Consider the following 20,877-nt stretch of genomic DNA (forward strand, 5'->3'; position numbering starts at 1 on the left):
ATGCAAGCTATCCATCTTCGATTCTGCCTATCGTGGGCTTAGAGGCTCACTATCGCGATAAGTGTCCAGGGGCGCCGCTTCGTTCAGTTGCGATTCAGATCGGGCGGCTAGAATTGCCAGGTGCGGCCCTGTCCGCCGCGATGGATCTTCAAGGAGTAAAGACATGGCGCTGCCCACCCGTATCCTTCTCGCCAGCCTGGCCCTGGCCACCCTGGCCGGATGCGCTTCCCCCAATCCCTACGAAAATCAGGGTCAGGCCAGCGGTGGCACCTCCAACACCGCCAAGTACGGTGGCCTGGGCGCTCTCGCCGGCGCCGTCGCCGGTGCCGCCATCGATCACAATCATCGGGGCAAGGGTGCGCTGATCGGCGCCGCGGCCGTGGGCGCAGCGGCAGCGGGCTACGGCTATTACGCCGACCGCCAGGAAGCCGAATTGCGCCGGCAGATGGAAAACACCGGCGTCGAGGTGCAGCGCCAGGGCGATGACATCAAGCTGATCATGCCCGGCAACATTACCTTCGCCACCGACTCGGCCGACATCGCCAACAGCTTCTACAAGCCGCTGAACGACCTGGCCAATTCCTTCAAGCAGTTCGATCAGAACAGCATCGAGATCGTCGGCTATACCGACAGCACCGGCAGCCGCGCCCACAACATCGAGTTGTCCCAGCGCCGGGCGCAGAACGTTGCCGGCTACCTGACCGCTCAGGGCGTACCCGCGGCGCGACTGAGCACCCGCGGCGCCGGTCCCGATGCGCCCATCGCCAGCAACGCCAGCGCCGATGGCCGGGCGCAGAATCGTCGCGTCGAGGTCAATCTGCGTCCCCTGCCCGGAGCGACCGGCACCCCCGCCCAGCAATGACCGCTCGTCGCCCGTGAACCGCAGTTTCCGCGCCCTCGTGAAGGGCGGCGGAAACTGCTTTTCCATTTTGCGCTCTGATAGACGTCGCAAAGGTCCCCTCCTGTCAAATGGCAGGCGGCAGGCGCCTGTCCGGCTGCTACGCTAGTAGGGTTGGAGCGACACATCGCATAACGGACACGAAGGGAAGGGGTAGCCAGCCGCATATGGCTGCTGCACGGCGGCAGAAGCCGCGGGGAGAAAAGGCTTGATGGAGTGCCCGTTACCGCAGTCAGAGCAAGGCCCGGTGTTGCTGGTGGTGGACGACCGCCAGGAGAACCTGTTCGCCATGCAGGCCGTGCTGGAGGTCGGAAATTGGCGAGTGATCACGGCCGCCTCGGGTGAGCGTGCCCTGCAATACCTGCTGGACGAAACCGTGGACCTGGTCCTGCTCGACGTGCAGATGCCGATCATGGACGGCTTCGAGGTGGCGCGCATCATGCGCAGCAACCTGCGTACCCGCTTCACCCCGATAATCTTCGTCTCCGCCGAAGCCCACTCCTACGAATCGGTGCTGCGTGGCTATGCCACCGGCGCGGTCGACTATCTGCTCAAGCCTGTCGATCCCAATATCCTCCGCCACAAGGTGCGCTCGCTGCTCGATCACGAGCGCAATCGTCGCGAGTTGCTGCAGGCCACCCAGCAGCTGGAGCTGGCCAAGTCCTTCAGCGACTCGCTGCTCGACAATGCCGCCGAGGGCATCCTCACCGTCAACGAGCAGGGTCGGGTGACCTTCGCCAACGCCGCCATCGCCCGCATGTTGCGCTGCAGCGTCAGTGACCTGGTGCATGCCAACTTCCTCGACTTCCTCGAAGGGGGGAGCGGTCTCGACGACTGGCAGACCTCGCCCTTCATGGAACACTACGACCGTCGCGAGACCTACCGCCTGCACGATGCCCGCCTGCGCACCAATCGCGGTGACAGCCTGCCGGTGGCACTGTCCTGCGCACCGCTGCCGCGCATGCAGCGGGCCATGGTCATCATCGCCCTGGACATGTCGCGCATGCGCGAGTTGCAGGACCAGCTCGAATCCCAGGCCGTCACCGATGCCCTGACCGGGCTGCTCAATCGCCGCGGCTTCAACCAGACCCTGGAAGCGGCGCTGGCGCGCAGCGGCCGCAACGGCAAGCGCATGGCCGTGCTCTACATCGATCTCGACGGTTTCAAGCGCATCAATGACTCCCTCGGCCACGAGGCCGGGGATCGCGTGCTGTGCATCGTCGCCGAGCAGCTCAAGAGCTGCATGCGGCCCTACGACATCCTGGCCCGCATGGGCGGCGACGAATTCACCGCGCTGCTCGATTCCCTCGAACATCCCGAGGATGCCGCCCGCGTCGCCGAGAAGCTCTTGGAGCTGCTGGCCACGGTGCATCGCATCGACGGCATGGAGGTCAGCCTGGGCGCCAGCATCGGCATCGCCAGCTATCCCGATTGCGGCCATACCGTGGACGGCCTGCTGCGCTCCGCCGACATCGCCATGTACGAGGCCAAGCGCGGCGGGCGCCAGCAGTACCGCTTCTTCTCGCCGGAAATGAATGGCCGTGCCCGTTCCCGGCTGATGCTCGAAGAAAGCGTGCGCAATGCCATCGACAACAAGGATTTCGTGCTTGCCTACCAGCCGCAGGTCTATCTGCGCGATGGCCGCCTGCGCGGCTTCGAGGCGCTGCTGCGCTGGGAGCACACGGTGGCCGGCAAGGTCTCGCCCAGTGTCTTCATCCCGCTGCTGGAAGAAACCCGGCTGATCAACCGTATCGGCGACTGGATCTTCCGCGAAGGCGCGACCAAGCTGCAGTCCCTGCAGGAGATCTACGGCGCCGAACTGTTGCTGAGCATCAACCTCAGCCCCGTGCAGTTCGGCATGCCGCAATTGGCGGAAAGCCTGCGCCAGATCATCGAGACCCATGGGCTGCAACCCAGGCAGCTGGAAATCGAGGTGACCGAGTCGGCGCTGATGCACGACATCGACTACACGCGGGCGCAGCTGTCGCAACTGCGTGCCCTTGGTGTACGCATCGCGGTGGACGACTTCGGCACCGGCTATTCCTCGCTGGCGTACCTGCGCCACTTCGAACTGGATACCCTCAAGATCGATCAGCTGTTCATCGCCAACATGCTCGATTCCTCGCGTGACGCCGCCATCGTCAGCACCATCCTCGAGCTGGGCCGCAACCTGGATCTGGAAGTCATCGCCGAAGGCGTGGAGACCCTGGAGCAGCGTGACTGGCTGATCGAGCACGGCTGCGAAATCATGCAGGGCTTCCTGGTTTCCCGACCGCTGAGCGCCGAGGTGACCGGACGCTTCCCCCAGCAGGTGGACTGGGCCGCCAAGCGGCCCGAGCCAACGCTTTAGGCGCCCTGAGGGCCTGCGCCAGCAGCGATCAGCCGCCGTCCATCGGCGCAGGCCGCGGGCCAGGCGGCGTGCCAGAGCTGGCAGGACTTCCCGGGCCGGCACCTGGCCAGCCAAACCACGCACGCCACTGAACGAACACCCGTCCGAGCCTTCTTATGCAAGGGCCACAGGCACGGAGTAGGAAGCATGCGGGGCGCCGTCTTTCCATGGCGGGAAAACAACAGGTTCGAATTGCTGGTGGACGGCGGTCGGTTCTTTCCGGCCATGCTCGAATCCATCGCTGGCGCCAGTCGCCAGATCGATGTCGAACTCTATCTGGTGGAAGCCGGCAGCTGCTCCGAGCAACTGCTGGTGGCCCTGACCGAGGCGGCCCGACGCGGCGTCGCGGTACGCTGCCTGTTCGATGGCTTCGGTACCCTGCGGATGGACGCCGGCTTGCGCCGTCAGCTGGAGGAAGCCGGCGCCGAGCTGCGCGTCTTCAATCCCATGCGCTTCGGCCACGGCCTGCACAACCTGCACCGCGATCATCGCAAGATCTTCATCATCGACGGCGCAGAAGCCTTCGTCGGTGGCAGCGGCGCGACCGACGACTTCTGGGATCCAGCCAAGAGCGACTGCAACTGGCACGAGGTCATGGTGCGCATCCAGGGTCCGCTGGTGGAAGACTGGCTGGCCCTGTTCGAGCGCCAATGGGAAGCGGTCGGTCGCCGCCGCGCCTGGAAGCCGCGTCCGCGGCGCGGGCGCGAGCGTCCACCGCCACCACCCGCTGCCCAGGAAGGGCAGGGCCGAGTGGCCTACGCCGACGCCCGCCAGCACCGTGACATCCTCCAGGCACTGATTCGTGCCCTGGTGGGCGGCCAGCAACGCATCTGGTTCGCCACTCCCTATTTCCTGCCGACCTGGCGCGTGCGCTGGGCGCTCAGGCGCGCGGCGCGCCGCGGTGTCGACGTGCGCCTGCTGCTTACCGGTCGTCATACCGACAATCCCCCGGTGCGTTTCGCCGGGCAGCGTTACTACCGCGGCCTGTTGCGCGCCGGTGTACGCATCTACGAATACCAGCCGAGATTCATCCACGCCAAGATGGTGCTGGTGGACCACTGGGTGAGCGTCGGCTCCTGCAACTTCGATCACTGGAATCTGAGGTTCAACCTGGAGGCCAATGTCGAGGCGGTGGATCGCAGCCTGAGTCAGGCGGTGGCGGCCAGCTTCGTCAAGGATTTCGCCCAGAGCCGCGAGATCACCCTGGAATTCTGGCGCAGTCGCCCCTGGTGGAGACGGGCGCGCGAATGGCTCTGGGGTTCGCTGGATCGCCTCGTGATCGGTGTACTGGGTCGCGGTTAGCAGCCCCGGTTGGCAGGTGCGGGTAACATAACCGATCCGGCGCTGTTGGCCGGACCCATCGTCCCGCGGACGAGGCCAGACGAGTAACGCCTTAGTGCAGACTTTAGATAAACACCGCTTCATCGGTCTGGAGTGGCTCAGATTTCTGATGGGTTTCTATGTGGTCGTCTACCACACCATCCATTTCTATCCCGAGCGCAAGACCATTCCCCTGCTGGACGAGATCACCAGCATGGGTTTCTTCGCCACCAGCACCTTCTTCGTGCTCTCCGGTTTCCTGCTCGCCCACGTCTATTGCGGTCGCGGCAACCTGCGCGAGCCGGCGCGCAGTTTCTGGATCAAGCGCTTCGCCAATCTCTATCCGATCCATATCTTCGCCTTGCTGCTGGCGATGGCGGTGGTGACCTGGATCGGCAGTCTGGGCATTCCGCCGGGTGCGGCCACGGCGAGCATCCGCTTCGTGGTGTTCGATACCAACGAGCCCCTGGCACGGACCAATCCCGAGTTGTTCCAGCACTTCATGACCAACGCGGAACTGGGCTTCAACGCCGTGCTGCAGCTGTTCATGCTGCAGGCGTGGAATCCCTATTACCTGACCTTCAACGCGCCCCTCTGGTCGATCTCGGCGCTGTTCTTCTTCTATCTGACCTTTCCCAAGCTGGCCCCGCGGCTGATGACCAGCGAGCGGCCCTGGCAGCTGTTGCTGCTGGTCTGGGTGCTCTATCTGATTCCGCCGCTGCTGGTGATCGCCAACCAGAACTATGGCATGCCCTTCACCGGCCTCCTGCAACGGGTGCCCCTGTTCCGCTTGCCGGAATTCCTTGCCGGCATCCTGCTGTATGCCGTCTTTCGCCGCCAGCATATGCGGGGCTGGGCGCCGTCGGAACGGCAGCGGCTGTTGCTGGCGAGCTACCTGATCCTCAGTTTCGCCCTGGGTACGGCACTCTTCACCCACGGCCCCAAGTTCTGGTACTTCCTCTTCCACAACGGCCTGTTCCTGCCGTCGCAGCTGATCCTGGTGTACCTGGCGGCTCTGGCCCAGGAACCGGCCAGCGAGCGCATCCGCCACTGGTCGCCACGACTCGGCGGCGCTTCGCTGTCGATGTTCGCCCTGCACGTACCCCTGTCGGGAATCTACATGACCCTGGAACAGCTGATCGGCGGCGATCTCAAAGCCTGCCTGAGCGGTAATCGCGAGGTCTGCATCGCCGCCGCCGGGGCCTATACCAACTCCATCGCCTGGTACTGGCTGTTCCTGCTGGCGGTGGTGGTGCTCTGCGTGCTGTTCCAGGAGCGGCTGGTGGTGCCGACCCGCAAACGCATCCTCGCGGTGCTGCTGCCGCGGCTGGCGCCGCAGCAGAAGCCCCCTCAGGCTAGCGGCGGAAGCCTTCGGCCATGACGAAGAAGCGGGCGTTCAGCGCCGCCAGCGGCTCGCGCAGCTGCTCCAGCTGATCGGCCGCACCGAACACCTCGAAGCGTTCCAGGGTGGCGATGGCCTGGGCCTGCTCCAGCAAGTCGCCGACGTTGTCCAGGTGGGTCAGTAGCGCCTGGGCATCGCGATAGCCTTCGCGGCAGCGCGCCGTGGTGCCGTCATAGCAGAAGCCGTAGTAGAGGCAGCCGGGTTCGTTCCGGGTGCGCTGCAGCATGGCCTCGCCCAGGCGTTTGAAGGCTTCGAGCTGATCGGGCTGGACGGCGAAGACGGGGGCCAGGCTGCAGACGGAATCGCTGGGAAGAGTAGGCATGGGTGCTCCGGGGTCAGGGATGGTCTCTATGCGACCCCTGCCAATCGGCGGTGCTCCCGCCGGCTGACGGACGTGCGCCCAATGAAAAAGCCCAGCACAGGGCTGGGCTTTTTCGCAGCGACTGGCGCTTAGATCTCGACGGCGAGGCTGTCGGCGATCTTCTTCTGCCACACCTGCGGACCCGTGATGTGCACCGACTCGCCACGAGTATCCACGGCCACGGTCACCGGCATGTCCTTCACCTCGAACTCATAGATGGCTTCCATCCCCAGCTCCGGGAAGGCCAGCACCTTGGAGCCCTTGATGGCCTGGGCCACCAGGTAGGCGGCACCGCCGACGGCCATCAGGTACACCGCCTTGTGGTCCTTGATCGCCTCGATGGCGATGGGGCCGCGCTCGGACTTGCCGATCATGCCCAGCAGGCCGGTCTGGTCGAGGATCTGGCGGGTGAACTTGTCCATGCGGGTCGCCGTGGTGGGACCAGCCGGGCCGACCACCTCGTCCCCCACCGGATCGACCGGGCCGACGTAGTAGATGAAGCGACCCTTGAGGTCCACCGGCAGCGACTCGCCCTTGTTGAGCATGTCGACCATGCGCTTGTGGGCCGCATCGCGCCCGGTGAGCATCTTGCCGTTGAGCAGCACGGTCTCGCCCGGCTGCCAGCTCTGCACCTCTTCCGGGGTCAGGGTGTCGAGGTCGACGCGACGGGCGCTCGGACCGGCTTCCCAGACGATTTCCGGATAGGCGTCCAGCGGCGGTGCTTCCAGACTGGCGGGACCGGAGCCGTCGAGCACGAAATGGGCGTGACGGGTGGCGGCGCAGTTGGGGATCATGCATACCGGCAGGGAGGCGGCGTGGGTCGGGTAGTCCTTGATCTTGACGTCCAGCACCGTGGTCAGGCCGCCCAGGCCCTGGGCACCGATGCCCAGCTGGTTGACCTTGTCGAAGATCTCCAGGCGCAGCTCTTCCAGGCGATTCTGCGGGCCGCGGGCCTTCAGCTCATGGATGTCGATCTCGTCCATCAGCGATTCCTTGGCCAGCACCGCGGCCTTCTCGGCGGTGCCGCCGATGCCGATGCCCAGCATGCCCGGCGGGCACCAGCCGGCGCCCATGGTCGGCACGGTCTTGAGCACCCAGTCGACGATGGAATCGGACGGGTTGAGCATGGCCATCTTCGACTTGTTCTCGGAGCCGCCGCCCTTGGCCGCGACATCGATCTCCACGGTGTTGCCGGGGACGATCTGGTAGTGGATCACCGCCGGGGTGTTGTCCTTGGTGTTCTTGCGGGCACCGGCCGGGTCGGCCAGGATCGAGGCGCGCAGGACGTTTTCCGGCAGGTTGTAGGCGCGACGGACACCCTCGTTGATCATCTCGTCCAGGCTCAGGGTGGCGCCGTCCCAGCGCACGTCCATGCCGACCTTGGCGAAGACGGTGACGATGCCGGTGTCCTGGCAGATCGGCCGGTGGCCGGTGGCGCACATCCGCGAGTTGATCAGGATCTGGGCGATGGAATCGCGCGCGGCGGCGGATTCTTCGCGCAGATAGGCCTCGTGCATGGCCTGGATGAAATCGACGGGGTGGTAATAGGAGATGAACTGCAGGGCGTCGGCGACGCTCTGGATCAGGTCATCCTGCTTGATCACGGTCATGTACGCGCTCCTCTTGGCGGTTTCTTGCGTCTCGGCCACGGACGGTGGCGAGACGGGCGCGCAATTCGGGTCGCACGGATCGGGCCGCGAAGGAGCCCGATCGGAGGGGTGGCCTGACACACTGAGAGAGGCCCACCCGGCCAGGGCGGCCGACCCGAGAGCGGCGCGGCAGTATAGCCTTTAAGCGGCCGGACGGCACGCCACCTGGGTCGACGGTGGGCGATCAGCGCCTAGCGGCGGTCCAGGGCCGCCGGATTGACCAGATCGGTCGGGCGCTCATCGCCGAGCGCGGCGATGAGGTTGTCCACCGCGCGTTCGGCCATGGCATAGCGGGTCTCGTGGGTGGCCGAACCTATGTGCGGCAGGGTGACCACATTGGGCAGTTCGAACAGCGGCGAGGCCTCCAGCGGTTCACGGGTATAGACGTCCAGACCCGCGCCGCGGATCTGGCCCTGGCGCAGCGCCTCGATCAGCGCCGGCTCGTCGATGACCGGGCCGCGCGCCAGGTTGATCAGGATGGCGCTGGACTTCATCAGCCCCAGTTCGCGTGCGCCGATGAGGCCTTCGGTAGCGGCCGACAGGGGCACCACCAGGCAGACGAAGTCGGCTTCCCTGAGCAGGTCGTCCAGCTCTCGGCGCTGGGCACCTATCTGCTCTTCCAGCTCGGGCTTGGCGCTGTTGGCGGTATAGAGAATCGGCATGTCGAAGCCGAAGTGGCCGCGCTTGGCGATGGCCGCGCCGATGCGACCGGCGCCGACGATGCCCAGCGTACGGCCATGGATGTCGGTGCCGAAGTGTTCTTCGCCGATGCCCTTGCGCCAGTGTCCGGCCTTGACGAAGGCATCCAGCTCCGGCACCCGCCGGGCGGCGCTCACCAGCAGGGTGAAGCCGAGGTCGGCGGTGGTGTCGGTTAGCACGTCCGGGGTGTTGGTGAGCAGGATGCCGCGCTCGGTCAGGTAGTCCACGTCATAGCTATCGTAGCCGACCGAGACGCTGGCGATGGCTTCCAGGGTGGTGGCCATTTCCAGCTCCTTCTCGCCCAGCTTGCGACTGGCGCCGATCAGGCCCTGGGCCTTGGCTGCGGCAGCGGCGAAGAGATCGAGGTTGGCACTGGTGGGAATCACCTCGACGGTGAAGTGTTCGCGCAGGCGTTCCACCAGCTGTTCGGGCAGGCGGTTGAAGACCACTACGTGCTTCTTGCTCATCGATACCTCGGCGTGTGGAAAAAGGGGTCAGGCCAGGCCGGCTGCCGTGAAACGCGGCAACGCGGGATGCTGCTCCAGCAGGGCGGCGAGACCCTCGCGGGTGGGCTCCTGATTGAAGTCCAGGCCCAGGGCCTCGCGGTGGATGCCGGTGGCGGCCAGCCACAGACAGTCGATGTCCGCCGCCACCGCGCCGGGCACGTCGGTCACCAGGGAATCCCCGACGAACAGCAGGCGCTGGGCACCGCGGGTGGCCAGTTCCTCGGCTGCGCAGCGGAAGGCATAGGGATCGGGCTTGCCGTACCAGGTGACCTCGCCACCCAGGGCGGCAAAGCGATCGGCCAGCTTGCCGGCCGCATAGAAGGGTAGACCCCCGGACACCACGTTGCGATCCGGATTGGCGCAGAGAAAGGGCTTGTCCAGGGCAGCGGCCAGGGGCGCGAAGCGGGCTTCCAGCTCGTCTTCGGGGAAGCTGCCGACGCCGAGGATGATGGCCGCCTGGTCGATGTCTTCGACGAAGCGCGCGCGGATCTCCGCGGGCCAGCCCGCCTGGCCGGTGCCGGGACCGGAAAGGTAGATGCCGCCTGCGCGGAATTTAGGGTCCTGCTGAAAGGCGTCGATGGCCAGCTGGCCCGAGGTGGTGATGCCGGCGAAGAGTTCGCGCGGCACGCCCAGCTTGCCCAGTTCTTCGACCATGCCATCCGCATCGCGCGAGGCATTGCTGAGAAACCACACCGGCTTGCCCTCGGCGGCGCGACGCTCCAGCCAGGCGCGGGCGCCGGGAAAGGTCTCGTAGCCGTCGATCACCACGCCCCAGAGGTCGAGGATGAAGCCGTCATAGGCGGCCAGCGCCTCGTCCAGTTGATCGAGGCGGAGCAGGGTGGGAGCGGTCATGCGGCGGATCCGATGGCGAAAAGGGGAAACGACAAGCCTAACCGGTTTTGCCGAGCGGCTGCCGAAAACACAGACACCGGCCTTGGCCGGTGTCTGGGGATTGCCGTGAGGCTGGGCTTAGCGCGTGGGCGCCTTGCCGGCCTTGGCGACTTCCAGGGCCTGGGTATCGACGCGGCCGTAGATGTCTTCGAAGCGGACGATGTCGTCCTCGCCCAGGTAGCCACCGGACTGCACCTCGATCAGCTCCAGCGGTACCTTGCCAGGGTTGGCCAGGCGGTGCACGGAGGTCATCGGCAGGTAGGTGGACTGGTTCTCGGTCAGCAGGAAGACCTTGTCGTCACAGGTGACCTCGGCGGTACCGGAGACCACGATCCAGTGCTCGGCACGGTGGTGGTGCATCTGCAGCGACAGCTGGGCGCCCGGCTTGACGGTGATGCGCTTGACCTGGAAGCGCTGACCCATGTCGATGGAGTCGTAGGAACCCCAGGGACGGAAGACTTCCTGGTGTGCCTTGACCTCGTTGCGGTTCTGCTTCTCGAGGGCATTGACCAGCTTCTTGACGTCCTGGACCTTGTCCTTGTGGGCGATCATGACCGCGTCCTTGGTTTCCACCACGACCACGTTTTCCAGACCGACCAGGGTCACCAGCTTGCCGCTGCCGTGCACCAGGCAGTTGCGACTGTCATGCAGGACGACGTCGCCCTTGATGACGTTGCCGTTGTTGTCCTTGGCATGCACGTCCCACAGCGCGGACCAGGAACCGACATCGTTCCAGCCGGCGCTCATCGGCACCACGCAGGCGCGGGTGGTCTTTTCCATCACGGCGTAGTCGATGGAGTTGTCCGGGCAGACGGCGAAGGTGGCGGCATCGATGCTGATGTTGATGCCGTCGATGCTGCTGCGCTCCAGCGCCAGCAGGCAGGTGTCATAGATGTCGGTGTCGTGCTTCTTCAGCTCTTCCAGGAAACGGCTGGCGCGGAACAGGAAGATGCCGCTGTTCCAGCAGTAGTCGCCGGAGGCCACGTATTCGGTGGCGGTGACGGCATCGGGCTTCTCGACGAAGCGTTCGACGCGGGACACGCCCTGGGGCAGATCGTCGTTGGAGCCGGTCTTGATGTAGCCGTAGCCGGTCTCGGGCGCGGTGGCCGGAATGCCGAACAGCACCATCTCGCCACGCTCGGCGGCGGCGGCGGCCTGTTGCAGGGCGGCCTTGAATTCGGCTTCGTCCTCGATCACGTGATCGGCGGGCAGCACCAGCATCAGGTCGTCCTTGCCGTCAGCGACCAGTTGCATGGCAGCGATGGCCACGGCCGGCGCGGTGTTGCGACCGAAGGGCTCCATGATCAGCGCCTGGGGCTTGCACTCGACGGCCTTGAGCTGCTCTTCCACCAGGTAACGGTGTTCGGCGTTGCAGACGATGATGGGGCAATCGATGCTGCCCTCGCAGCCCAGGCGATTGATGGTCTCCTGGAACATGGTCTGTTCGCTGGTCAGGGCCAGGAACTGCTTGGGGTAGAGCTTGCGCGAGAGGGGCCAGAGTCGCGAGCCGCTACCACCGGACAGGATGACGGGAATCATGGGCGTTACTCCTTCAGCGTCTGCTGATTTGTGGCCGCTGTCCCTGAGGTCGGGACGAAGCGTCCATGCTTCGAAAGATCAACCGGCCGAAAGGTCGACCGGTACAAATTGAACGTGCGGACTGATTGCCATTGGCCAGCATGACCCGGGGCAAGGACCAGACAGAGACAGAATCAAACGAAAGTGGTTCTCAGCGAATTTTCCTTTTTTCGGAAAGGCAGCGGTTTTGAGATGTCCGGCAACTTTTCGCGCCTGGAACGTCTCCGCTACGGGGCTGAAACCTTTTTATTGGAGGGAGATGACAGTCTTTCACGGATGGCAGCCATCGAATGTGACCCTCTAGCCAGTTCGATGGCCCAGCATGCGGGCAATTGTGCCATCCGTCGATTCCCATGGCTAATCCGCCGGTGTATCGCGCAGGAACACCAGCCTGTCGGCCGCGGAGCGCTCGCTCGAGTAGCGGTAACCCTGGTCGCCGAAATCGCGCAGGTCGTCCACCTTAGAGACGCGTTGCTTGATCGCGTGCCGCGCCATCAGGCCCCGTGCCTTCTTAGCGTAGAAGCTGATGATCTTGTAATCGCCATTCTTGAGGTCGCGAAACTCCACATCCACGACCCGGGCCTGCAGGTGCGCGCGGCGCACCGCGCTGAAATACTCGTTCGAGGCCAGATTCAGCAGGATCTCGTCACCCTGGGCTGCGAGATCCGCCTTGAGCCAGTCGCTGATACGGTCGCCCCAGAAGGCATAGAGGTCCTTGCCGCGCGGATTGGCGAACTTGGTGCCCATCTCCAGGCGATAGGGTTGCATGAGGTCGAGAGGACGCAGCAGGCCATAGAGTCCGGACAGCATGCGCAGGTGCCGTTGGGCGAAGTCGAAGTCGTCTTCCTCGAAATCCTCGGCGGCCAGGCCGGTGTAGACGTCGCCTTTGAACGCCAGCAGCGCCTGCTTGGCATTCTCCGGCGTGAAATCCGGGGTCCAGCTGCCGAAGCGGGCGACATTGAGGGTGGCGATCTTGTCGGACACCCCCATGAGCGCGGCAACCTCTGCCGGCGCGAGCTGCCTGAGTCCCTCGATCAATTCGCGGGAGTGCTCCAGGTATTGCGGCAGGGTATGGCGGGGCGTGCTCGGCGGTGTGCTGTAGTCCAGGGTCTTGGCGGGTGAAATCACCATCAGCATCGGCTTGGCTCCTCTTGGCGAGGCGCCATTCTAGAAGTCTCCGCCGCCGGGCTCCAGTGGGCCTTGCCGATGGGATCGATAGGTATTGACCACGTTCCCGGGGCGAGGTTGCCGGGTCAGATCGCAGGAAACAGGGGGGGCGCGAAAAAAATCGGGTATGGCCAAAAAAAGCTTTTGTGCCTCAGGTCTTTTGCGTTATTACCGAAGTGTCCGTCGCATCTCTCGGGTCCCGTGCCCTCATGTTGGCCGGTCCGTGAACCCGTTGCTGGAGCGACGGCACCTTTCGCAGCGGAGCGTCGTCTGGCGCTCCGTCGACAGGCTTGCGAGTCAAGCGTTTCTACGAGGTGACCGAGTATGGATGATCACGGACGTTCCCGCCCCACCCAGCCCACCCTCTATGTGCTCGACACCAACGTACTGATCCACGACCCGAACGCGCTGCTCAATTTCGAGGAGCACCACGTTGCCATTCCCATGACGGTCCTGGAGGAACTCGACAAGCTCAAGACCGGCAAGCACAACGTTGCCGCCGAGTGCCGGCAGGCGATCCGCCTGATCGACAGCGTGCTCGCCGAATCCTCGCCCGAGGACGTCGAGCGGGGCGTACCCATTCCCCGCGGCAAGGGCGAGGCCAAGGGGCGACTGTCCATTCTCATGGGCCGCCGCGCCGGGCCCATGGCCTGTCTGCCCGACGACATCAACGACAACCGCATCATCAATCAGCTCGTCGAATTGCGCACCCAGCATCCCCAGGAGCGGGTCGTGCTGGTGACCAAGGACATCAACATGCGCCTCAAGGCGCGTGGCTGCGGCATCGCCGCCGAGGATTACCAGACCGACCAGTTGCTCGACGACGTCTCCCTGCTGTCCCAGGGTTATCACAATCTGCCCGGGTCCTTCTGGGACAACGTGAGCAAGGTGGAAAGCCGGCAGGAGCTGGGTCGCGTCTGGCATCGGGTGCAGCTGTCGGCCGAGATGCCACCCTTCAACGTCAATGACTTCGTGCTCGACGAGCAGGGCTTCGTCGGCTGGGTCAAGGCGGTGCGCGACGGCGAGGTCATCCTGCTCGACATGCATCAGGAACCCCTGATGCACCAGGAAGCCTGGGGGCTGAAGCCGCGGGACATCTACCAGGCACTGGCGCTGTTCGCCCTGCTGGAGCCTGACATTCATCTGGTCAACCTGACCGGCGCGGCAGGCTCGGGCAAGACCATCCTGGCGCTGGCCGCGGCCATCGAGCAGACCATGGTCACCAAGAGATACCGGCGGATCATCGCCACCCGCAGCGTCCAGGGTCTGGACGAGGACATCGGCTTCCTGCCCGGGACCGAGGCCGAGAAGATGGAGCCCTGGCTGGGCGCCATCACCGACAACCTCGAAGCCCTGCACATGGATGACCACAACCCCCATGGCAGCGTGGACTATATCCTCAGCAAGGTACCGCTGCAGTTCAAGTCGCTGAACTACATCCGCGGCCGCAGTTTCCAGCAGAGTCTGATCCTCATCGACGAATGCCAGAACCTTACCCCGCACCAGATGAAGACCATCATCACCCGTGCCGGCAGCGGCTCCAAGGTGATCTGCCTGGGTAACCTGGCGCAGATCGATACGCCCTATCTCTCGGCCACCAGCTCCGGCCTCACCTACCTGTCCGAGCGCTTCAAGGGCTTCAGCCACGGGGTGCACATCACCCTGCAGGGCGTGCCCCGTTCCATCCTCGCCGAATACGCCGAGGCCCATCTGTAACGTGGCTGATCCCCGTCCGGTCACGGGCGGGGATCAAATCCCCAGCCACGGGTCTACAATGGCAGGTCCTTTCCAGGAGTCATGCCGTGCTGACCCATCTCGATTCCCAAGGCCGTGCCAACATGGTCGATGTCACCGACAAGCAGGTGACCTTCCGTGAGGCCACCGCCGAAGCCCGGGTGCGCATGCGTCCGGAAACCCTCGACCTGATCCAGAGTGGCGGCCATCCCAAGGGCGACGTCTTCGCCGTGGCGCGTATCGCCGGCATCCAGGCAGCCAAGAAGACCGCCGACCTCATCCCGCTCTGCCATCCGCTGATGCTGACCGGCGTCAAGGTCCAGCTGGTCGCTGAAGCACCCGACGGGGTGCGGATCACCGCCACCTGCAAGCTGTCCGGTCAGACCGGCGTGGAGATGGAGGCCCTGACCGCGGCCAGTGTCGCGGCCCTGACGCTTTACGACATGTGCAAGGCGGTCGATCGCGGCATGACCATCGAGGCGGTGCGGCTGCTGGAAAAGAACGGTGGCAAGAGTGGCCACTTCCGCGCCGAGGAGCAGCCGGCATGATCCGCGTGCAATTCTTCGCCCGCTATCGTGAAGTGCTGGGCCTTGCCGAGGACAGCCTGGCCTGGGAGCCTGACCTGGCCACCGTTGGCGACCTGCGTGAACACCTGGTCCAGCGCGGCGGGATCTGGGCCGAGACCCTGGGGGAGCGTGGTCTGATGTGCGCGCGCAACGAAGAGCTCTGCGGGCTGGCCGAGCCGTTGCGCGAGGGTGACGAGGTCGCCTTCTTTCCGACCGTGACCGGAGGTTGAGCATGACTATCCGTGTGCAGGCCGACGCCTTCGATCCCGGACAGGAACTCAATGCCCTGCATGCCGCCAACACCGGCATCGGTGCCGTGGTGGGTTTCGTGGGTTACGTGCGGGACTTCAACGACGGCCGGGACGTCGGCGGGTTGTTTCTCGAACACTTTCCCGGCATGACCGAAAAGGCTCTGGCGCGCATCGTCGAAGAGGCGAACCAGCGCTGGCCGCTGCTCAGGGTCGATATCCTGCATCGCATCGGCCGCCTGGAGCCAGGCGAGCCCATCGTCTTCGTCGGCACCGCCAGCGCCCATCGCCAGGCGGCCTTCGAGGCCTGCAATTTCGTGATGGACTATCTCAAAACCCGCGCCCCCTTCTGGAAGAAGGAAGACACCTCCGAGGGACCGCGCTGGGTGGAAGGTCGCGCCAGCGACCAGGATGCCGCGGGGCGTTGGGCGAAGGGGTAACGAAGCAGGGTGGAAAACCGCGTCAGCGTTTTCCACCTGGCACGCAACGTTTCAGGTGGATAAGGCTGCGCCGTCATCCACCCTGCAGAGGGGCCGGCTGTGCTTGAGAGACCGGCGGACAACCCTGCGGCAGTGGAGCTGGCCTCAACGCTGCCGCGGCACCGGCTTGAGCAACTCGGCTGGCGGCATCTCGCAACCGATCTTGCGGCCCAGCAGGGCTTCGATGGGCGGCAGGGCGAAGGAGTCGTCCTCGCCGGCAAAGCTGATGGAAGTACCGGTGGCGCCGGCACGACCGGTACGGCCGATGCGGTGCACGTAGTCGTCCGGGTCTTCCGGCAGGGTGAAGTTGATCACGTGGCTGATGCCGTCGACGTGGATGCCGCGGCCGGCCACGTCGGTGGCTACCAGCACGCGGATCTTGCCGGCACGGAAGCCTTCCAGGGTCTTGATGCGCTTGTGTTGAGGCACATCGCCGGACATCTGGGCGGCGCTGATGCCGTCCTTGGTCAGGCGCTCCTCGATGCGGCGCACCTCGTCACGCCGGTTGGCGAACACCATCACCCGCTCCCAGTTGTTCTGGGCGACCAGGTTGTAGAGCAGGCGGTACTTGTCGCTGGAGGACACGGCATAGACGTGCTGCTCGACGGTGTCGCTGGCCACGTTTTCCGGCTCGATCTCGACGATGGCCGGATCGGTGGTCCACTGCCGCGCCAGATTCATCACGTCGTCGGTGAAGGTGGCGGAGAACAGCAGGGTCTGGCGTTCGCTCTTGGGCGGGGTCTGGCGAATGATCTGGCGAACCTGGGGGATGAAGCCCATGTCCAGCATGCGGTCGGCCTCGTCCAGCACCATGACCTCGACCATGTCCAGGTGCACCTCGCCGCGCTGGTTGAAGTCCAGCAGACGGCCCGGGGTGGCGACCAGAATGTCGCAGTAGCGCGCTTCAAGCTGCTTGAGCTGCTTGTCGAAGTCCATGCCGCCGACAAAGCTCATGACGTTGAGCCCGGTGTACTTGGCCAGGTCCAGGGCGTCGTTGGCGATCTGCACCACCAGCTCGCGGGTCGGCGCGATGATCAGCGCCCGCGGCTCGCCCATGTATCTTTCCTTGGGCGGCGGCGTGGTCAGCAGCTGGGTGATCGTCGAGATCAGGAAGGCGGCGGTCTTGCCGGTGCCGGTCTGGGCACGGCCAATGGCGTCCTTGCCCTTGAGGGTGAAGCCCAGTACTTCCGCCTGGATCGGCGTGCAGTAGGGAAAGCCAAGGTCATGGATGCCGTGCATCAGCCGCGGATCCAGCTTGAAGTCATGGAAGCGCGTCTTGCCTTCCTGCGGTTCGACCGCGAAGTCTTCCAGTTTCCAGGTGTCGACCGGCTTGGGTTTGCGCGGGCTGCGCTCGCGGCGCGGCTTGGCGGATTTCTCCACCTGGGCACGAGGGTCCTGTGTTTCGGCCGGGGCCCGAGGCTCCTGGCTGCGGGCTTCGCCGGGATTGCGCGGCTTGCGTGGCGCACGCTCGGCCTGAGGCTCGGGCACGCTGGATGCAGGGGAGGAGGGGGCTTCAGGAGCGGCGCTGGGGGTAGCTTGGGGCGCAGGGGAGGGAGTCGGCTGCGCGACCTCCTGATCCTTGCCCAGAAATTTTTTGAGTGCCTTGAGCACGGAGGGTCTCGATCATCGAAAGCGGAATGAGACCGCAGTGTAAAGCAACCTACGTGCCCGGCAACAACTACCTGCCGAACGCGGGCGCAATCCGGTCAGCCACTGATCCGATTGCGCCCGGCATCCTTGGCCTGGTAGAGCGACTTGTCCGCACGCCCGACCAGTTCATCCAGGGAGTCGGCCTTGCGCATCTGCGCCAGGCCGATGGAGACGGTAACCCCCGGCAGCCTGCCGCAGGGCGAATAGAAGTCCTTGATCTCCGCCAGGCTCTGGCGCAGGCGCTCGGCGATGGCGATCGCTTCGTCGCGATCGATTTCCGGCAGCAGGATGACGAACTCTTCACCACCATAGCGCGCCATGCTGTCCTTGGGCCGCAGCTGGTCGCGCAGGGTGTTGGCGACCAGGCACAGGGCATAGTCGCCCGCCAGGTGGCCATGGGTATCGTTGTAGCGCTTGAAGTGATCGACATCCAGCATCAGCAGGCTCAGCGGCTGCCGGTTGAAGGCACAACGGGTGCTTTCGCGCTCGAACAGCTGCTCGAGGCGCCGACGGTTGAAGAGACCGGTCAGGGTATCGACGTTGGCATTGCGTTCGGTGTCGACGATGAGCTGATTGCCGCGGCGCATCCGTTCGCAGAGGATGCCGAGCAGGTTGTGCATGGCCTTGGAGGAGCGTTCGATCAGCTCCAGCACCAGATCGCGATGCAGGCAGAGCACCAGGGTATCGGCTTCGGCGATGACGTGGGCGCTGGGCCGCTCGCTGTCCATGAAGCTGATTTCGCCCGAGCACTCACCCGGACCCAGCAGATAGATGGGCGGATTTTCCGGCGAACCCAGGTGGACCCGCAGGCGACCTTCCAGCACGAGGTACATGTACTGGTTGATCACGGCGGGCGAGAGCAGACACTCACCGGCGACCAGGCTGCGGGTGGCCGAGCGGGCGATCAGGGCTTCAAGCAGATGGGTCTCCACGCCCTTGAACAGGCGCAGGTCCTTCAGGGAAGCGACCGGGACTTCGGCCAGCCAGGCCGACAAGGGGGCGGCCATCAAAGGAACACCCCAGGGGCTGAAAGGAAAACTCGGGCCATAGCTGCTCCATGCACATCACGACCTTCAGGCACCCCTACTGGACCGGATGGGTACCCCAAAGTTCGTTCGCTTTGCCCTTTCCAGGCCTCCATTCGCCCCCAGATTCCGCAAATTGTCGACCGGTTTCCAAAAACGAAGCGGCCCGCTGATTCGCGCTTTATTTTCCGCCGAGGCGTGCCAGCAGCCAGTCCTGGATATCCTGGATTTCCGCCGGAATCACCTCGTGGCGCATGGGGTAACTGTGCCAGAGCGCTTCCACGCCCGCGGCCACCAGCGCCTCGTAGGCCGCACGCCCGAGGGTCAGGGGAACCACATCGTCCTGGTCGCCATGCAGGCACAGCGCCGGGGTCGCGCCACCGCGATTGACTTGGGCGTCTTCAAAGCTGGGCGCGTAGGTCGACAGCGCCATGACCCCACCCAGGGTGGGGCAGGAGGTGTTGTAGGCGGTATGCAATACCACGGCACCACCCTGGGAGAAACCGGCCAGCACGATGCGTTCGGCGGGAATGCCCTGGGCCTGCTGGGCCTCGATAAGGGCCCGTACCGTGGCGGCCGATTCTTCCAGTTGGGGGCGGTCGATGGCCCGGGCCGGATTCATGGCGAGGATGTCGTACCAGGACGGCATGGCCCAGCCGCCATTGATGGTGACCGCCTGGGTCGGTGCCTGGGGCAGGACGAAACGGGTGGAATTCAGGGTGCGCTGCAACAATTCGGCAACGGGTTCGAAGTCATGCTGGGTAGCCCCCAGGCCATGCAACCAAATGACGCAGCTATCGGCGGTTCCGCTGGGCGATTCCAGCACAAGAGGCGAATTTTTCAAGGCTTTGCTCCAGTTTGGTGCCACTAAAAATGGGTGTGGTAACAGATGGTGCACAAAATGCGTGTCGCATTTTCGTAATTTAGTTGCTCGGCTTTTTGCTCGAAGTCTCGCGATTGCCGGGTTTGAGCGAAGTGAGCATCTGTCGCATTCACTGGTCCGCAAATTGCCTCATTTAGGGTGCGGCCAGGTAGTGCACTAACAGGTAACACTGACTCACTGCTTCGTCATGCCTTCCAGTGCGTCTCCTTCTTCCCTTGATGAAGGACGCCCAGGGATCGGGTGGGCGGGTTCCACGGCAATCAGGCGAGAGACATCGTGCTGCCGTGCGACTGGAACGTAATTCATAAACAAAGTGGAGCTTATCGATGAAGATGGTGAAGTCTACCCTGGCAATTCTGACCACCGCTGCTGCTCTTGGCCTGTCCGGCATGGCTCACGCAGGCGCTACCCTGGATGCGGTGAAGAACAAAGGTTTCGTGCAATGCGGCGTCAGCGATGGCCTGCCGGGCTTCTCCTACACCGATTCCAAGGGTGACTACAAGGGCATCGACGTCGACGTCTGCCGCGCCGTGGCCGCTGCGGTCTTCGGTGACTCCACCAAGGTTCGCTTCACCCCCCTGACCGCCAAGGAGCGCTTCACCGCGCTGCAATCCGGCGAGATCGACGTGCTGTCGCGCAACACCACCTGGACCAGCTCCCGCGATGGCGGCATGGGCCTGATCTTCGCCGGCGTCACCTACTACGACGGCCAGGGCTTCCTGGTGAACAAGAAACTGGGCGTGAAGAGCGCCAAGGAACTGGACGGCGCCACCGTGTGCATCCAGGCCGGTACCACTACCGAACTCAACCTGGCCGACTACTTCCGGTCCAATGGCATGAAGTTCACCCCCATCACCTACAGCACCTCGGACGAAAGCGCCAAGTCCATGGAAGCCGGTCGTTGCGACGTGCTGACCTCCGACCAGTCCCAGCTGTACGCCCAGCGCAACAAGCTGGCCAGCCCGGACGACTACGTCGTGCTGCCCGAGGTGATCTCCAAGGAGCCTCTGGCGCCGGCCGTCCGTCGTGGCGACGAAGACTGGCTGACCGTGGTCAAGTGGTCTCTGTTCGCCATGGTCAATGCCGAGGAACTGGGTCTGACCTCCGCCAACGTGGAAGCCCAGGCCAAGGATTCCAAGAATCCTGACGTGCGTCGTCTGCTGGGTGCCGATGGCGAATTCGGCAAGGATCTGAAGCTGCCGAAAGACTGGGCGGTGAAGATCGTCAAGCAGGTCGGCAACTACGGCGAAGTCTTCGAGCGCAACGTCGGCATGGGCAGCGATCTGAAGATCAAGCGTGGCCTCAACGCCCTGTGGAATGCAGGCGGTCTGCAGTACGCCCCGCCGGTCCGTTGATCTCGGCGCCTTAGTCGCCGACCACCTTCCGGATGTGCAGATTCTCGCCCTGCAGCGCTCCCCGCGCTGTGGGGCGA

At 64.5% G+C, this 20,877-nt stretch carries 18 protein-coding genes; 9 read left to right on the forward strand and 9 right to left on the reverse strand.

The genetic code is table 11. The features are described 5' to 3' along the window. The first annotated feature begins 163 nt into the window (after positions 1 to 163). The 4 genes from AABM56_RS03940 to AABM56_RS03955 all read left to right on the forward strand — a co-directional run bounded on the left by AABM56_RS03940 (position 164) and on the right by AABM56_RS03955 (position 5,988). Positions 164 to 862, forward strand: coding sequence for an OmpA family protein (locus AABM56_RS03940; protein WP_133862114.1), 699 nt, complete (start codon positions 164 to 166; stop codon positions 860 to 862). Positions 863 to 1,109: 247 nt separating this feature from the next. Beyond that, entirely contained in the window at positions 1,110 to 3,248 is a 2,139-nt protein-coding gene (locus AABM56_RS03945) for a bifunctional diguanylate cyclase/phosphodiesterase (RefSeq protein ID WP_133862113.1), read from the forward strand. 186 nt (positions 3,249 to 3,434) lie between these two features. After that, the gene (locus AABM56_RS03950) at positions 3,435 to 4,589 is read left to right on the forward strand and encodes a phosphatidylserine/phosphatidylglycerophosphate/cardiolipin synthase family protein (RefSeq protein ID WP_347883849.1); all 1,155 of its coding nucleotides are present in this window, start codon (positions 3,435 to 3,437) and stop codon (positions 4,587 to 4,589) included. 94 nt (positions 4,590 to 4,683) lie between these two features. Beyond that, positions 4,684 to 5,988: an acyltransferase gene (locus AABM56_RS03955; RefSeq protein WP_133862111.1), complete on the forward strand. Its 1,305-nt coding sequence runs from the start codon at positions 4,684 to 4,686 to the stop codon at positions 5,986 to 5,988. Here the strand turns inward: AABM56_RS03955 and AABM56_RS03960 are convergent. From AABM56_RS03960 to yaaA, 6 genes are all read right to left on the reverse strand, one after another. Beyond that, entirely contained in the window at positions 5,963 to 6,331 is a 369-nt protein-coding gene (locus AABM56_RS03960) for a putative quinol monooxygenase (RefSeq protein ID WP_133862110.1), read from the reverse strand. The two genes, AABM56_RS03955 and AABM56_RS03960, sit on opposite strands and share 26 nt — an antisense overlap. A gap of 128 nt (positions 6,332 to 6,459) precedes the next feature. Further along, positions 6,460 to 7,980: a fumarate hydratase gene (locus tag AABM56_RS03965; protein WP_133862109.1), complete on the reverse strand. Its 1,521-nt coding sequence runs from the start codon at positions 7,978 to 7,980 to the stop codon at positions 6,460 to 6,462. A gap of 230 nt (positions 7,981 to 8,210) precedes the next feature. Next, on the reverse strand, positions 8,211 to 9,185 hold the full coding sequence (locus AABM56_RS03970) for a D-glycerate dehydrogenase (RefSeq protein WP_347883850.1): 975 nt from the start codon (positions 9,183 to 9,185) through the stop codon (positions 8,211 to 8,213). Positions 9,186 to 9,212: 27 nt separating this feature from the next. Continuing rightward, the gene (locus tag AABM56_RS03975; RefSeq protein WP_133862107.1) at positions 9,213 to 10,076 is read right to left on the reverse strand and encodes a TIGR01459 family HAD-type hydrolase; all 864 of its coding nucleotides are present in this window, start codon (positions 10,074 to 10,076) and stop codon (positions 9,213 to 9,215) included. A gap of 117 nt (positions 10,077 to 10,193) precedes the next feature. Then, positions 10,194 to 11,654, reverse strand: a complete 1,461-nt coding sequence (locus AABM56_RS03980; RefSeq protein WP_133862106.1) for a mannose-1-phosphate guanylyltransferase/mannose-6-phosphate isomerase — start codon at positions 11,652 to 11,654, stop codon at positions 10,194 to 10,196. Between the two features lie 396 nt (positions 11,655 to 12,050). Next, positions 12,051 to 12,830, reverse strand: a complete 780-nt coding sequence (gene yaaA, locus AABM56_RS03985) for a peroxide stress protein YaaA (RefSeq protein WP_133862105.1) — start codon at positions 12,828 to 12,830, stop codon at positions 12,051 to 12,053. A 354-nt stretch (positions 12,831 to 13,184) separates the two neighbouring features. Between yaaA and AABM56_RS03990 the strand changes: the two genes are divergently transcribed. The 4 genes from AABM56_RS03990 (at position 13,185) to moaE (ending at position 15,848) form a co-directional block, all read left to right on the forward strand. After that, on the forward strand, positions 13,185 to 14,576 hold the full coding sequence (locus AABM56_RS03990; protein WP_133862104.1) for a PhoH family protein: 1,392 nt from the start codon (positions 13,185 to 13,187) through the stop codon (positions 14,574 to 14,576). 86 nt (positions 14,577 to 14,662) lie between these two features. Continuing rightward, entirely contained in the window at positions 14,663 to 15,142 is a 480-nt protein-coding gene (gene moaC, locus AABM56_RS03995) for a cyclic pyranopterin monophosphate synthase MoaC (RefSeq protein WP_133862103.1), read from the forward strand. Further along, positions 15,139 to 15,390, forward strand: a complete 252-nt coding sequence (locus tag AABM56_RS04000; RefSeq protein ID WP_133862102.1) for a MoaD/ThiS family protein — start codon at positions 15,139 to 15,141, stop codon at positions 15,388 to 15,390. Before moaC ends, AABM56_RS04000 begins: the two co-directional genes overlap by 4 nt. Positions 15,391 to 15,392: 2 nt before the next feature. Continuing rightward, positions 15,393 to 15,848: a molybdopterin synthase catalytic subunit MoaE gene (gene moaE, locus AABM56_RS04005; RefSeq protein ID WP_133862101.1), complete on the forward strand. Its 456-nt coding sequence runs from the start codon at positions 15,393 to 15,395 to the stop codon at positions 15,846 to 15,848. A gap of 144 nt (positions 15,849 to 15,992) precedes the next feature. Here moaE and rhlB read toward each other — a convergent pair whose 3' ends face one another. The 3 genes from rhlB to AABM56_RS04020 all read right to left on the reverse strand — a co-directional run bounded on the left by rhlB (position 15,993) and on the right by AABM56_RS04020 (position 19,406). Then, positions 15,993 to 17,498: an ATP-dependent RNA helicase RhlB gene (gene rhlB, locus AABM56_RS04010; protein WP_133862100.1), complete on the reverse strand. Its 1,506-nt coding sequence runs from the start codon at positions 17,496 to 17,498 to the stop codon at positions 15,993 to 15,995. A gap of 95 nt (positions 17,499 to 17,593) precedes the next feature. Continuing rightward, positions 17,594 to 18,544: a GGDEF domain-containing protein gene (locus AABM56_RS04015; protein WP_133862099.1), complete on the reverse strand. Its 951-nt coding sequence runs from the start codon at positions 18,542 to 18,544 to the stop codon at positions 17,594 to 17,596. Between the two features lie 199 nt (positions 18,545 to 18,743). Next, positions 18,744 to 19,406: an alpha/beta fold hydrolase gene (locus tag AABM56_RS04020; RefSeq protein WP_347883851.1), complete on the reverse strand. Its 663-nt coding sequence runs from the start codon at positions 19,404 to 19,406 to the stop codon at positions 18,744 to 18,746. A gap of 365 nt (positions 19,407 to 19,771) precedes the next feature. Here AABM56_RS04020 and AABM56_RS04025 point away from each other — a divergent pair, with 365 nt between their 5' ends. After that, entirely contained in the window at positions 19,772 to 20,800 is a 1,029-nt protein-coding gene (locus AABM56_RS04025) for an amino acid ABC transporter substrate-binding protein (RefSeq protein WP_039976150.1), read from the forward strand. Positions 20,801 to 20,877 lie beyond the last annotated feature (77 nt).

The sequence above is a fragment of the Pseudomonas aestiva genome (assembly GCF_039908605.1).
GTDB classification, from domain to species: Bacteria; Pseudomonadota; Gammaproteobacteria; order Pseudomonadales; family Pseudomonadaceae; genus Chryseomonas; species Chryseomonas aestiva.